The following is a 12,548-nucleotide window of genomic DNA, read 5'->3' on the forward strand; positions in this document are numbered from 1 at the left end:
TGCGCACGTACGAGCCGCTCGTGATCCCGGGGCTGCTCCAGACCACCGAGTACGCCCAGGCGCTCGTCCGCGGTGCCTGGCCGTCTGCGCCTCCGCTACCGGGAGGTGACCTCGCCGGCCGGGATCTCCACGGCCACGCCCTCGCGGGACGAGGTGCGCGCGGCCTCCAGTACGTCGAGGCAGTGCGCGGCCTCGTACGCCGTCACCGGGGCCGGTCCGCCCGTGCGCAGCGCGGCGGCGACCGCCGCGTAGTACGCCGGGTAGTCGCCCGGGACCGTCGGGACCGGGGTCCCGCCGCCGGTCAGCGGGGACTCGCCGCAGCCCAGCCGCCCCCAGAGATGTTCCGGCTCCTCGCCCCACGCCGCGTCCGTCCCCGGGCGCAGCCCCTCGCGCAGGGCGCCTTCCTGGGGGTCGAGGCCGTACTTGACGTAGCCGGCGCGGGAGCCTAGGACGCGCATCCGCGGACCGAGCTGTGCGGTGGTCGCGCTGACGTACAGGTGGGACCGCACCCCGTTCGCGTGCGTGAGGGCGATGAACGTGTCGTCGTCGGTCGCGGCGCCCGGGCGCCGCGTGTCGGCCTCCGCGTAGACGCGTACCGCCGGGCCGAACAGCACCAGCGCCTGGTCCACGACGTGGCTGCCGAGGTCGTAGAGCAGACCGCCGATCTCCTCCGGCGCCCCCGACTCGCGCCAGCCGCCCTTGAGCTGCGGGCGCCAGCGCTCGTAGCGGGACTCGAAGCGCTGGATCTCGCCGAGCTCACCGTCCGCGAGGAGGCGGCGCACGGTGAGGAAGTCGTTGTCCCAGCGGCGGTTCTGGAAGACGGACAGGAACGTTCCGGTCCGCTCGGCGAGCCCGGCGAGGGCGCGGGCCTCGTCCGCGGTGGCGGCCAGCGGCTTGTCCACGACGACGGGGAGACCGGCGGTGAGGGCGGCGGTGGCGAGCGGCACGTGCGTCTTGTTGGGGGAGGCGATCACGACGAGGTCGAGGGCGGGGGCTGCCCCGCGGTCCCACAGCTCGTCGGCGGACTCGACGATCCGGACGCCCGGGTAGGCCGCGCGGGCCTGGGCCTGGCGTTCGGGGTCGGAGCTGACGACGGTGTCGAGGACGAGTCCGTCGGTGGCGCTCACGAGAGGGGCGTGGAAGACGGAACCGGCGAGGCCGTAGCCGATGAGGCCGACGCGGAGGGGATCGATGGGGGCGGTGGCGTTCATGGAGTCCACTTTGGCAACAGTGTTGCCAAAGTGCAAGGAAGGTGGACAATGGCCAGGTGAACAGGGGTAGTGGGGACGGGCCCGGCAGCGGGTACGGCGGCGGCGAAGTCGGCGCCGGCCGCGAGGGCCGCGGCGGGGTGAACCTGCCGGCCCTGCGCGGGCACAACGAAGCGCTGCTGCTGGACCTGCTGCGCGGCGCCGGGCCCACGGGCCTGGGCCGCGCCGAGCTGGCGGCCCGTACGGGGCTGACCCCGCAGGCCGTCAGCAAGATCACGGCACGGCTCGGGGCCGAGGGCCTGCTCGCGGAGGCCGGCCGCGCCGCGTCCACCGGCGGCAAGCCGCGCACCCTGCTCCGGCTGGCCCCGCAGGCGCGCCATGCGGTCGGCGTGCACCTGGACCGCGACGAGCTCCGGGCGGTACGCGTCGACCTGGCCGGCACCGTCCTCGCCGCGACCGGCGGCCCGCTGGACTTCGCGGCCGGTCCCGCCGAGGCGGTCGACGCGGTCGTACGGGTGGTCGCGCGGGTCGCGGACCCGGCCGGGCCGCCCCTGCTGGGCGTCGGGGTGGCCGCGCCGGGGCCGCTCAACCACCGGACCGGGGTGATGGGCCGGGTGACGGGATTCCCGGGGTGGGAGGGGTTCCCGCTGCGCGAGGTGCTGCGGGGGCGGCTGGGCCTGCCCGTGCTGCTGGACAAGGACACCAACGCCGGTGCGGCGGGGGAGGGGGCCGGGGCCGGTGCGGGCGCGGGCCCCGGGGCGTCCGGCGCCGTCACCGGACCCGGCGGCTCCCCGGCGGGCCTCCCCTGGGCCGGGGCCTTCGGTGCGGCCCCCCGCACCTCTGTCTACCTGCACGTCGGCACCGGCCTGGGCGCGGGCCTGCGGCTGGGCGGCCGCGTCTACCGGGGCACCCGCTCGGCTGCGGGGGAGTTCGGCCACCAGGTCCTCCTGCTGGACGGCCCGCCGTGCCGGTGCGGGGCGCGGGGGTGCGCGGAGGTGCTGTGCCTGGCGGCCGTGGCCCGCGGCGACCTCCCCGAGGCGGCGCGGATCCTGGGCGAGGGCGCCGCCAACCTGGTCGCACTGCTGGACGTGGACGACGTGCTGCTCGGCGGCCGCGTGGTGGCGGCGGCCCCGGAGACCTTCGTGTCCGGTGTCCGCGCCGTCCTCACGGCCCGCGCCCTGACCCCGGACCCGCCGACGGTCTCCCTGGCGCCCAGAGGAGTGGCGGAGGGCGCGGCGGAACTGGCCCTGTCCCCCTTCTTCGACCACACCTGACGGGCCCTCCCGCCCGGGCCCCCCGGCACACGGCCCGGATCACCCCGACCCCTCCCCCTTCGCTCCCCCTCCGCTCCCGCCCGGGCAGGAGCCCGGTCCCGGCTAGACTGCTCCCGCCCGCCGCACCTGCCCCCACCCAGCCCGGCGGGGCCCCTCGTCTCAGCCCGGCCGGGCCCCCTCTCAGCCCCGCCGGCCCCCACGGCCCGGCCCGCCACCCGCGCCCGCACCGCGCCCGCAACGGCACCGGTTTGACCTCGTGCGCCGATCGGGCGTAAACCGGTACGACTCAGGCGCGGCGCCCGGGAGCGCGTCGCGCGTGCGTGACAGGGTGCGAGCGCGACCGGGGTGATTGTCGCCTGGTCAGATCATCGTTCCGTCCGGCGAGCAGCGAAGGCATTCCATGCGACTACGCAAAGCCCTTGCCCTCACCGCCGCCCTCACCGCCATCCTCTCGGCCGCCCTGGTCGCCGGCCCCGCGACCTCCGCGGGTGCGGACGTGGGCACCGGCGGCGGGGCGCGGCCGGCCCCCGCGCTGCCGTCCCGGGCACATGCCACCTGCGGAGACGGGAAGGGTGCCGCCTTTCCCATCGGCGCCCGGATCCGCGGCGGTCCGGCCGTGTACCGCACGGGCAGCGGACCGCAGAGCTGGTATCTGGACCTGACCAACACCACGGGCTCCGTGTGCACGGCCATCCACCCCGTCATCGTCTTCACCGGCAAGGCCCGCACCCTGCGCCCCGCCCATCTCCGGATGGAGTTCGACGCCCCGGGCGGCACCTTCCCCGTCAGCCTGGAGGGGACCGACCGCGACGAGATCGTCGCCGTCTTCGACGGGGGCGACGCCTTCCCCGGCTTCACCGTCGCCGCCGGCGGCTCCCTCACCGTCAAGGTCGGCCTGGCCTTCGCCCCCGACGCCCCGACCGGCGAGGTTCTCGCCGACGCGGCCCTCGTGCAGCGCAAGGGCGACGACGGCGACTGGGTCGGCGAGGCCGGCGGCTACCGCTTCTCCGTGGAGGGCCCCCAGGGCGACGAATCCACGGAGGCGGGCGCGCTCGCGCACACCGGCCCGCGCGACCGGGCGTACGGCATCGGGGCCGTCGCCGCCGTAGCCGCGGGCGGAGGGCTCCTGCTGGGTGCCCGGCGGCTGCGCGCGACCTCCGCCCGCTGACCGCCCCTCACCACCGCCCGGCCCGCACCGCCCGGCCCGCACCGTCCGGCCCCGCCACCGTCGCCCGGCCCCGGCCCCCGCCGCCCGGCCCCCGCCCCCGGATGATCGCGCCAGTCCCGTACGGGAGCCGTTCACCCGGCCCGCATAGAGTCCCTCCGTGGAAGACCAGACCCCGCGCCACCGCCCCGGATCGCCCGTCCGCTCCGGGATCCCCGAGCACGGCCGCATCCCCAAGTACTACGCCGTCAAGGCCCGCATCGCGGCCCTCCTCGACGAGCTGGGTGAGGGCGGCACCCTCCCCACCGAGCGGGATCTCGCCGAGCGCTACGAGGTTTCCCGCGAGACGGTCCGCCAGGCCCTGCGGGAGCTGCTGCTCGAAGGCCGGCTCCGCCGCTCCGGGCGCGGCACCGTCGTCGCCGGACCGAAGCTGGAGCAGCCGCTCTCCCTCGCCAGCTACACCGAGGGCGTCCGCCGCCAGGGCCGACGCCCCGGGCGCACCCTGATCGGACTGGAACAGTTCCCCTGCCCGCCCGAACTCGGTTCCGGCATCGGCGCCGCGCCCGGTGAGCCCGTCTGGCACCTGGAGCGCGTCCTGCTCGCCGACGACGAGCGCGTCGGCCTGGAGAGCACGTACATCCGGGTCGCCCGCGCCCCCCGCCTCGGCGACGATTTCCCGCCGGACTCCTCCTTCTACGGATACCTCCGCGACAGCCTCGGCATCGTCTTCGGGGACGCCGACGAGAAGCTGGAGACGGTCCTCGCGACACCCCGCGAAGCCCTCCTCGTCGGTACTCCGCCCGCCCTTCCGATGCTGCTCATCCACCGTTTCTCGCGGGACGGGGAGGGCCGGCCGCTGGAGCGGGTGCGTTCCCTCTACCGTGGGGACAGGTTCAGCTTCACGACCCACCTGCGGCCCGAGTAGGTCCCTGACCGGCCCTGACCGGCCCAAAAAGCCCGCGGAAGAGCCCGCGGAAGAGCCCGCCAACCACCCGAACCACACGCAAAGGGGCCCATTGATGTCACAGAAAGATAACGGGTCTAGTCCAAACGTCGGGGGCTGTTCACCGGCGCGTCGCCAAGCCGATCCCCTCGGGCCACGGGCCCGCACCACGGTGGACCGCGTGAGAGTCATAGTCGTCGGAGGCGGCGTGGTCGGCACCATGCACGCCTGGCAAGCAGTCCAACGCGGCCACGAGGTCGTCCAGCTCGAGCGCGAAGCGGAGGCCCGCGGCGCGTCACTGCGCAATTTCGGCCAGATCTGGGTCAGCGGGCGGGCCGGGGGAGAGGAGCTCGACACGGCCCTGCGGGCCCGCGCGCTCTGGGAGCGCATCGGCGCGGAGGTGCCCGGTCTGGGCTTCCGCGCCATCGGCTCCCTGACCCCCGTCCGCAACGCCCGCGAGTACGCGGTCGCCGAGGCGGCCGTGGCCCGCCCCGACGCCGCCGCCCGCGGCTACGAGCTGGTCACCGCCGAGCAGGCGCGCAAGATCAACCCGGCCCTGCGCGGCGACTTCGAAGCCGCCCTGTGGTGCGAGCGGGACGCGGCCGTGGAGCCGCGCACCGCGCAGCTCCACCTCCGCGAGGCGCTGCGGGCGAGCGGCCGCTACACCTTCCTCCCCGGCCGCGAGGTCCGCGCCCTGGCCGGCCCCGGCGCCGTCCGCGACGACCACGGGTACATCCACCGCGGTGACGTCGTCGTCCTCGCGACCGGCGCCTGGCTGTCCGGCCTGGTCCGCGAGCTGGCCCACGAGCTGCCCGTGCGCCGCGTACGGCTCCAGATGATGCAGACCGCGCCGCTGGGCGAGGAGCTGACCACCTCGGTCGCGGACGCCGACAGCTTCCGCTACTACCCGGCCTACGGCTCGCCCGCCCTGGACGCGCTCAACGAGGAGCAGGCCCAGGCGCCGACCGCCGCCGCGCACAAGATGCAGCTGCTGATGGTCCAGCGCCAGGACGGCGGACTGACCATCGGCGACACCCACGAGTACGAGCACCCCTTCGCGTTCGACACCCTCGAAGACCCGTACGAGCACCTCACCGAGGTCGCCGAGTCCTTCCTGGGCCGCCCCCTGCCGAAGATCCGGCGCCGCTGGGCGGGCGTGTACGCGCAGTGCACCGACACCACCCGCGTCGTCCACCGCCAGCAGGTGGCCGACGACGTCTGGCTGGTGACCGGACCCGGCGGCCGCGGCATGACCTGCTCGCCCGCCATAGCCGAGACCACAGCGAACGAACTGGGCTGGTGAACCACATGACCGACACGACCGCCAACGCCGACGCCAACCCCGACACCGTCGCCGACCCCACCGCCGACCCCCGCAAGCTGGTCGTCCTCGACATGGCGGGCACCACCGTCGCCGACGGGGGCCTGGTCGAGCGCGCCTTCGAGCGCGCCGCCGAACGCCTCGGCGTCACCCCGGGCACCCCCGACCACGAGGAGAAGCTCCGCTACGTCCGCGACACCATGGGGGAGTCGAAGATCTCCGTCTTCCGCCACCTCTTCGGCAGCGAGGAGAGCGCACAGCGCGCGAACGCCGCCTTCGAGGAGGCGTACGGCGACCTCGTCGACGGCGGGCTCGTCGCCCCGCTCCCCGGCGCCCGCGAGGCCATCGAGGAACTCCGCGCCGACGGCCGCACCGTCGTACTGACCACCGGCTTCGCCCGCGTCACCCAGGACGCCATCCTCGACGCCCTCGGCTGGCGCGACCTGGCCGACCTCACCCTCTGCCCGGCCGACGCGGGAGGCCGCGGCCGCCCGTACCCGGACATGGTGCTGGCCGCGTTCCTGCGGACCGGCGCCGTGGCCGACGTGGCCGACATCGTGGTCGCGGGCGACACCGCGTACGACATGCTCAGCGGCCGCCGCGCCGGTGCCGGGCTCGTGGCCGGCGTGCTCACCGGCGCCCACGACCGCTCCGCCCTCGCCGGGCACGGCGCGACCCATGTCCTCGGCTCCGTCGCCGAACTCCCCGCGGTCCTCGCCGCGGCCCGCCCCGCCCACCGCGCGGAGCCGGCGTGAGCGGCATCCGGTTCGAGGGGGTCAGCGTCGCCTACGACGGCGCCACCGTCCTGGACTCCCTCGACCTGACCGTCGAGCCCGGCGAGGTGATGGCCCTGCTCGGCCCCTCCGGCTCGGGCAAGACCACGGCCCTGCGCGCGGTCGCCGGGTTCGTACGGCCCGCCGCGGGCCGGGTGCTGATCGGCGGCCGGGACGTCACCGCGCTCCCGCCGCACCGGCGCGGCATCGGCATGGTCGTCCAGCAGTACGCGCTCTTCCCGCACATGCGCGTCGAGGAGAACGTGGCCTTCGGCCTCAAGGCCCGCAAGACGCCCCGCGCGGAGATCCCCGGCCGGGTCGCCGAAGCCCTGGACCTGACCGGGATGGCCGCCTACGCCAGGCGCTACCCCCGCGAGCTCTCCGGCGGCCAGCAGCAGCGCGTGGCCATCGCCCGCGCCCTCGCGATCCGCCCCGGGGTGCTCCTGCTCGACGAACCGCTGTCCGCGCTCGACGCGCAGCTGCGGTCCGGCATGCTCGCCGAACTGGCCCGGCTCCACCGCGAACTGCCCGAGGTGTCCCTCCTGTACGTCACGCACGACCAGGTGGAGGCGCTCACGCTGGCCGACCGGATCGCCGTCATGGACCGGGCCCGGCTTCAGGACTGCGGCACCCCGCAGGAGCTGTACCGTGCCCCGCGCACCGAGTTCACCGCCTCCTTCGTCGGCAACGCGAACCTGCTCCCGGTCACCGTCGCGGACACCGGAGCCGTCTTCGCGGGACGCCCGCTGGCCCTCGACCGCGGTCGCGCGGCGCCCGGCTCCCGGGCCACCCTGTGCGTACGGCCGCACCTGCTCGGCCTCGGCGACGGCCCCAACGCCCTCAGCGGCACCATCGCCGAGGTCCAGTGGCGGGGCTCGACGCACCGGCTGTACGTCGACGTCCACGGCCACCGCGTCAAGGCGGACCTCCCCGAACTGCGCGAGACGCCCGCCCTCGGCGACCGGATCACCCTGCACTTCGAACCGCGGGACGCGGTGCTGCTCGCGGCGGGGGTCTCGGATGCCTGACGTCTCGCGGCGAGCCGCACCCGGAACGGCCGTGGGCCCGCCCCCGGGCGCGGTCCCCGCGGCCGGCGGCCCGCCGCTCCCGGCTCCGGGCGGTCCGGGAGGGTTTCCCCCCGGGGAGACTCCGGGCTCCGCCCCGGACCCCGCGCCCCGCACGCCGGCGGGGCCGGAGGGTTCCCCGGCGGGCCGGAGCGGGCCGCGGCTGCCGCGCGGCGTATGGGCCCTGCCGCCCGTCGCCGTGCTCGCGCTCGTCTTCCTCTACCCCCTCGTCCTCGTCGTCCGGCAGTCCCTCACCCCCGAGGACGGCGGCGGCACCTTCGACGCCTACGGCTCCGTGTTCGCCTCCGCCGCCTTCCGGGAGGCCCTCTGGACCACCGTCTGGCTCGCCGTCGGCGCCACCGCCGGCTGTCTCGTCCTCGGCTTCGCGCTCGCGCTGGTCATCGCCTTCGTACCGTTCCCCGGGGCCCGCGCCGTCGCGAAGTTCATCGACGTCTTCCTCTCCTTCCCCTCCTTCCTCATCACCCTCGCCCTCCTCTTCATCTACGGCAGCGTCGGCATGGCCAACGGCGTCTGGACCGACCTCACCGGCACCGCCGAGGGGCCCTTCCGGTTCCTCGCCACCCCCTGGGGCGTCCTCCTCGCCGAGATCACGTACTTCACGCCCTTCGTGATGCGCCCCCTGCTCGCCGCCTTCTCCCAGCTGGACACCGCCCAGCTCGAAGTCGCCGCCGGCCTCGGCGCCCGCCCGGCCCGGATCGTCCGCCGGGTGATCCTGCCCGAGGCCCTCCCGGCACTCGCCGCCGGCGGCGGCCTGGTCCTGGTCCTGTGCCTCAACGAGTTCGGGATCGTCCTGTTCACCGGCGCCAAGGGCGTCACGACGCTGCCGATGCTCGTCTACGGCAAGGCGATCCTCGAATCCGACTACCAGGCCGCCTGCGTGGTCGCCGTCGTCAACATCGCGATCTCCGTCGGCCTGTTCGGCCTCTACCGGATGGTGAGCAAGCGTGCTGGTGCATAGCCGGACCGGCCGCTGGGCCGCCTGGGGCCTCTTCGCCCTCCTCTTCCTGCCCCTCTTCGCCCTGCCCCTGCTCGTCGTGGTCGGGGCCTCCTTCGCCACCCACTGGTCCGGCGCCTTCCCCTCCGGCCCGACCACCGGGAACTATGCCGCCGCCGTCCGCGGCGAATCCCTCCAGGCCCTGACCACGTCCCTGGTCACCGCCGTGACCGCCAGCGTGCTCGCGCTCATCGTCGGCACCTGGGCCGCGCTCGCCGCCGCCGCGCTCGGGCGGCGCGGGAAGCGCGTGCTCGACGCGCTGTTCGTGCTGCCCGTCGCCGTGCCGTCCGTGGTCGTCGGCCTCGCCGTGCTCGTCGCGTTCAGCCGGCCGCCGATCCTGCTCAACGGCACCGGCTCCATCGTGGTCCTGGCCCACACCGTCCTCGTCACCGCCTTCGCCTACCAGTCGGTGTCCGCCGCCGTCGTCCGGCTCGACCCCGCGTACGAGCAGGCCGCGGCCTCCCTCGGCGCCGGTCCCGCGTACGTGCTGTGGCGGGTGAGGCTGCCCCTGCTGCTGCCGTCCCTCACCGCGGCCGCCGGGCTCTGCTTCGCCCTGTCGATGGGCGAACTGAGCGCCACGATGATGCTCTACCCGCCGGACTGGATGCCCCTGCCCGTCCGCGTCTTCACCGCCACCGACCGGGGCGCGCTGTTCAGTGGATCCGCCGTCGCCGTGGTCCTGATGGCCGCGACCCTGACGGTCCTGCTGGCCGTCTCCCGGATCCGCACGAGGGCCGCGTACCGCTGACCCGTACGGGGGCCGCCGCCGAATCCGGCCGCGCGCGCCGCGTGACCGTTCCACCCCGCGTGACCGCTCCACCCCGCGCGTCCCGCGCCCCCGCTGTCCCTGCTGAACCTCTGCCGACTCCCTTTCCCCGTAAGGAAGTTCCATGCCCAGCAAGCTCCTGCCCCGCACCGCCGCCGCCTCCGGCTGCCTCGCCCTCGCCGCCACCCTCACCGCCTGCGGCGGCGCCGCTTCCTCCGCCGGCTCCGACGACGGTGCGAAGGTCGTCACCGTCTACAGCGCCGACGGCCTCAAGAGCGACAAGGGCGACGGCTGGTACGACAAGGTCTTCGCCGACTTCACCAAGAAGACCGGCATCGAGGTCAAGTACGTCGAAGGCGGCTCGGGCGAGATGGTCCAGCGCGCCGTCCGCGAGAAGACCAACACCCAGGCCGACGTGCTGATCACCCTGCCCCCGTTCATCCAGCAGGCCGACGGCAAGGGCCTGCTCCAGGCATACGCGCCGCAGGGCTCCGACAAGGTCAACGGCGGGGACAAGGCCGCCGACGGCAGGTGGACCTCGGTCGTCAACAACTACTTCGGCTTCGTCTACAACAAGAAGGAGCTCGCCGAGGCCCCCAAGACCTGGGAGGAACTCCTCGACCCCAAGTACAAGGGCAAGCTCCAGTACTCCACCCCGGGCGTCGCGGGCGACGGCACCGCCGTCCTCATCAAGTCGATGCACGACTTCGGCGGCAAGGAGCCGGCGATGGAGTACCTGAAGAAGCTCCAGACCAACAACGTGGGCCCGTCCTCCTCCACCAGCAAGCTCGCGCCGAAGACCGACAAGGGCGAGCTGCTCGTGGCCAACGGCGACGTCCAGATGAACTTCGCGCAGTCCAAGTCCATGCCGAACCTGGGCATCTGGTTCCCGGCCCGGGAAGGCGGCAAGCCCACCACCTTCGCCCTCCCGTACGCGGCCGGCCTCGTCGCCAAGGCCCCGCACGCGGAGAACGGCAAGAAGCTCCTCGACCACCTCCTGACCGAGGAGTCCCAGAAGCTGGTCAGCGAGGTCGGCGGCGGCTTCCCGGCCCGCGCCGACGTCCGGCCGACCGACGCCAACGCCGTCGAACTCACCCGGATCCTGGCAGGCGTCGAGGTCTTCGAGCCGGACTGGGCCGACATCGACAAGAACCTCACCGGCTACGTGGACGCGTGGAAGTCGGCAACCGGAAGCTGACCGGTTACTTCCTGGCCACCCACGGCCGCCAGAGTGACGCTTGCACCGTCACGGCCCCGCCGCGACACCGAGATAACGGGTCTGGACCGAGGACCGCACCCCCGGTCCGGACCCGGCGCACGCACGGCCCGCCCCAACCTGCCGCGCCTTCCCCACGATTGCTCCCGGAGGAGTACGTGCCCACTGCTGTCCTGTCCGGACGCACCCTCGCCGTGGCGGCCACCGCCACCGCCCTGCTCGCCACCGCCCTCGGCGCCACCGCCGCCACGGCCGGGGAGTCGGCCGCCACCACCGACAAGGTCCTGGTCATCGGCATCGACGGTGCGGTCCTCGACCGCGTCAAGGCCGCCAACGCACCCCACCTGAACGGCCTGATGGCCCAGGGCCTGACCGCCCGCAGCACCCTCTACGCGAACCCGATGGCCGCCACCTCCTCGGGCCCCGGCTGGTCCACCATCGCCACCGGCGTGTGGCCCGACAAGCACGGTGTCAAGGACAACTCCTTCACCGGCAAGAACTACACGGCCCACCCGGACTTCCTGACCCGCATCGAGAACGCGAAGCCGTCGCTCAACACGTACGCGGCCGCCGACTGGGAGCCGATCACCTCCACCGACCAGAACGGCCCGATCTTCTCGGCCAAGGTCGACAAGCGCCTCTCCCTCAAGGGAGACCGCGACGGCTACGGCAACGAGGACCCGAAGATCGCCGCCGCGGCCGCCACCGAGCTGCGCGACCAGAACCCCGACGCCGCCTTCGTCTACCTCGGCGAGATCGACGCGGCCGGCCACTCCTCGGGGGCCGCCAGCCAGGCCTACCTGAACGCCGTCGCCCGGGTCGACGTCCTGGTCGGCAAGCTCCTCACCGCCGTCCAGAGCCGTCCCACGTACGCCCAGGAGAACTGGAAGGTCCTGGTCACCACCGACCACGGCCACACCAGCGGAGGCGGACACGGCGGCTCCAGCATCGCCGAGCGCGGCACCTTCGTCATCGCCAGGGGCGCGGGCATCCCGGCCGGTTCGGTACGGGACGACGTACGCCTGGCCGACGTCGCCGCGACCGCCCTCGCCCACGTCGGCGTCAGCGGCGCGGGCCTCGACGGCGTCCCGCTGAACGCCCCCGACAACGACCCCTTCGACACCCTGCGGCCGGTCCTCCAGGCCCGCGTGGACGAGACCGGGATCCCGGCCGCCACCAAGGGCTTCACCCGCACCCCGCCGGCGGGCTGGTCCGTGGACAACTCGAAGATGGGCACGGGCGGCGTCACCGAGTGGGCCGGCTGGGCCTTCGCCACCGACGAGTTCTGGAGCCAGTCGCAGCGCGACCAGTGGCGCGAGCTGAACGTCCGCTCCCGTGACGTCTTCGCCGTCGCCGACTCCGACGAGTGGGACGACAAGAGCCACACCGGCACCTTCGACTCCACGCTGATCACCCCCAAGTGGCCGGTCGCGGGCGGCTCCACCAAGACCCTGTCCTTCCAGACCCACTACCGGCAGGAGGCCGGGCAGACCGCCCAGGTGCTGGTGTCCTACAACGGCGGCGCCCCGGCCGTCGTGAAGAACTACACCGCCGACGCGGTCGCGAAGGCCGAATCGATCGCCCTCCAGGTCCCGGCCGGAGCCACCGACGTCCAGGTCCGCTTCCGCTACAGCGGTGACAACAACTGGTATTGGACCGTCGACGACGTCCGCCTCGGCTGACGGGGACATCCGCCTCGGCCGGCCCCGGCCCGCCGCCTCGCCCCACCCCGGCGGGCCCCGTTCCGGGACCGCGGTCGAGGCCGCCTCGCTCATCTGGATCGACGAGGGCAAACAGCCGGAC

At 74.4% G+C, this 12,548-nt stretch carries 11 protein-coding genes and 1 pseudogene; 11 read left to right on the top strand and 1 reads right to left on the bottom strand.

Annotated features, from left to right (window positions below):
- Positions 1-80 (top strand): annotated as a pseudogene (locus tag ABT106_RS27575) (Scr1 family TA system antitoxin-like transcriptional regulator); the annotation flags it as partial.
- Between the two features lie 15 nt (positions 81-95).
- Here the strand turns inward: ABT106_RS27575 and ABT106_RS27580 are convergent.
- Entirely contained in the window at positions 96-1,211 is a 1,116-nt protein-coding gene (locus tag ABT106_RS27580) for a Gfo/Idh/MocA family protein (RefSeq protein WP_351282515.1), read from the bottom strand.
- Positions 1,212-1,267: 56 nt separating this feature from the next.
- Here ABT106_RS27580 and ABT106_RS27585 point away from each other — a divergent pair, with 56 nt between their 5' ends.
- From ABT106_RS27585 to ABT106_RS27630, 10 genes are all read left to right on the top strand, one after another.
- A complete protein-coding gene (locus ABT106_RS27585; protein WP_502979491.1) occupies positions 1,268-2,482 on the top strand; it encodes an ROK family protein in 1,215 nt (404 codons plus the stop codon).
- A gap of 400 nt (positions 2,483-2,882) precedes the next feature.
- Positions 2,883-3,650: a hypothetical protein gene (locus tag ABT106_RS27590; protein WP_351282518.1), complete on the top strand. Its 768-nt coding sequence runs from the start codon at positions 2,883-2,885 to the stop codon at positions 3,648-3,650.
- 157 nt (positions 3,651-3,807) lie between these two features.
- Complete coding sequence (locus ABT106_RS27595) at positions 3,808-4,572, top strand: GntR family transcriptional regulator (protein ID WP_351282521.1); 765 nt, start codon at positions 3,808-3,810, stop codon at positions 4,570-4,572.
- Positions 4,573-4,771: 199 nt separating this feature from the next.
- Positions 4,772-5,893, top strand: coding sequence for a TIGR03364 family FAD-dependent oxidoreductase (locus tag ABT106_RS27600; protein WP_351282523.1), 1,122 nt, complete (start codon positions 4,772-4,774; stop codon positions 5,891-5,893).
- Positions 5,894-5,898: 5 nt separating this feature from the next.
- A complete protein-coding gene (locus ABT106_RS27605) occupies positions 5,899-6,666 on the top strand; it encodes a phosphonatase-like hydrolase (RefSeq protein WP_351282525.1) in 768 nt (255 codons plus the stop codon).
- Complete coding sequence (locus ABT106_RS27610; RefSeq protein WP_351282528.1) at positions 6,663-7,712, top strand: ABC transporter ATP-binding protein; 1,050 nt, start codon at positions 6,663-6,665, stop codon at positions 7,710-7,712. Before ABT106_RS27605 ends, ABT106_RS27610 begins: the two co-directional genes overlap by 4 nt.
- On the top strand, positions 7,705-8,727 hold the full coding sequence (locus ABT106_RS27615; RefSeq protein ID WP_502979492.1) for a 2-aminoethylphosphonate ABC transporter permease subunit: 1,023 nt from the start codon (positions 7,705-7,707) through the stop codon (positions 8,725-8,727). Before ABT106_RS27610 ends, ABT106_RS27615 begins: the two co-directional genes overlap by 8 nt.
- Positions 8,714-9,511: an ABC transporter permease gene (locus ABT106_RS27620; protein ID WP_351282530.1), complete on the top strand. Its 798-nt coding sequence runs from the start codon at positions 8,714-8,716 to the stop codon at positions 9,509-9,511. Before ABT106_RS27615 ends, ABT106_RS27620 begins: the two co-directional genes overlap by 14 nt.
- Positions 9,512-9,653: 142 nt before the next feature.
- Positions 9,654-10,727, top strand: a complete 1,074-nt coding sequence (locus tag ABT106_RS27625) for a 2-aminoethylphosphonate ABC transporter substrate-binding protein (protein WP_351282533.1) — start codon at positions 9,654-9,656, stop codon at positions 10,725-10,727.
- Positions 10,728-10,903: 176 nt separating this feature from the next.
- Positions 10,904-12,427 carry an alkaline phosphatase family protein gene (locus ABT106_RS27630; protein WP_351282536.1) on the top strand — a complete coding sequence of 508 codons (1,524 nt, stop codon included), beginning with the start codon at positions 10,904-10,906 and terminating at the stop codon, positions 12,425-12,427.
- Positions 12,428-12,548 lie beyond the last annotated feature (121 nt).

The sequence above is a fragment of the Streptomyces sp. NPDC002044 genome (assembly GCF_040296725.1).
Lineage (GTDB): Bacteria > Actinomycetota > Actinomycetes > Streptomycetales > Streptomycetaceae > Streptomyces > Streptomyces antarcticus.

Coding starts and splice junctions, on each gene's coding strand:
- ABT106_RS27615 (WP_502979492.1), top strand. CDS start 7,705: ATGCCTGACGTCTCGCGGCGAGCCGCACCCGGAACGGCCGTGGGCCCG.
- ABT106_RS27625 (WP_351282533.1), top strand. CDS start 9,654: ATGCCCAGCAAGCTCCTGCCCCGCACCGCCGCCGCCTCCGGCTGCCTC.
- ABT106_RS27605 (WP_351282525.1), top strand. CDS start 5,899: ATGACCGACACGACCGCCAACGCCGACGCCAACCCCGACACCGTCGCC.
- ABT106_RS27590 (WP_351282518.1), top strand. CDS start 2,883: ATGCGACTACGCAAAGCCCTTGCCCTCACCGCCGCCCTCACCGCCATC.
- ABT106_RS27580 (WP_351282515.1), bottom strand. CDS start 1,211: ATGAACGCCACCGCCCCCATCGATCCCCTCCGCGTCGGCCTCATCGGC.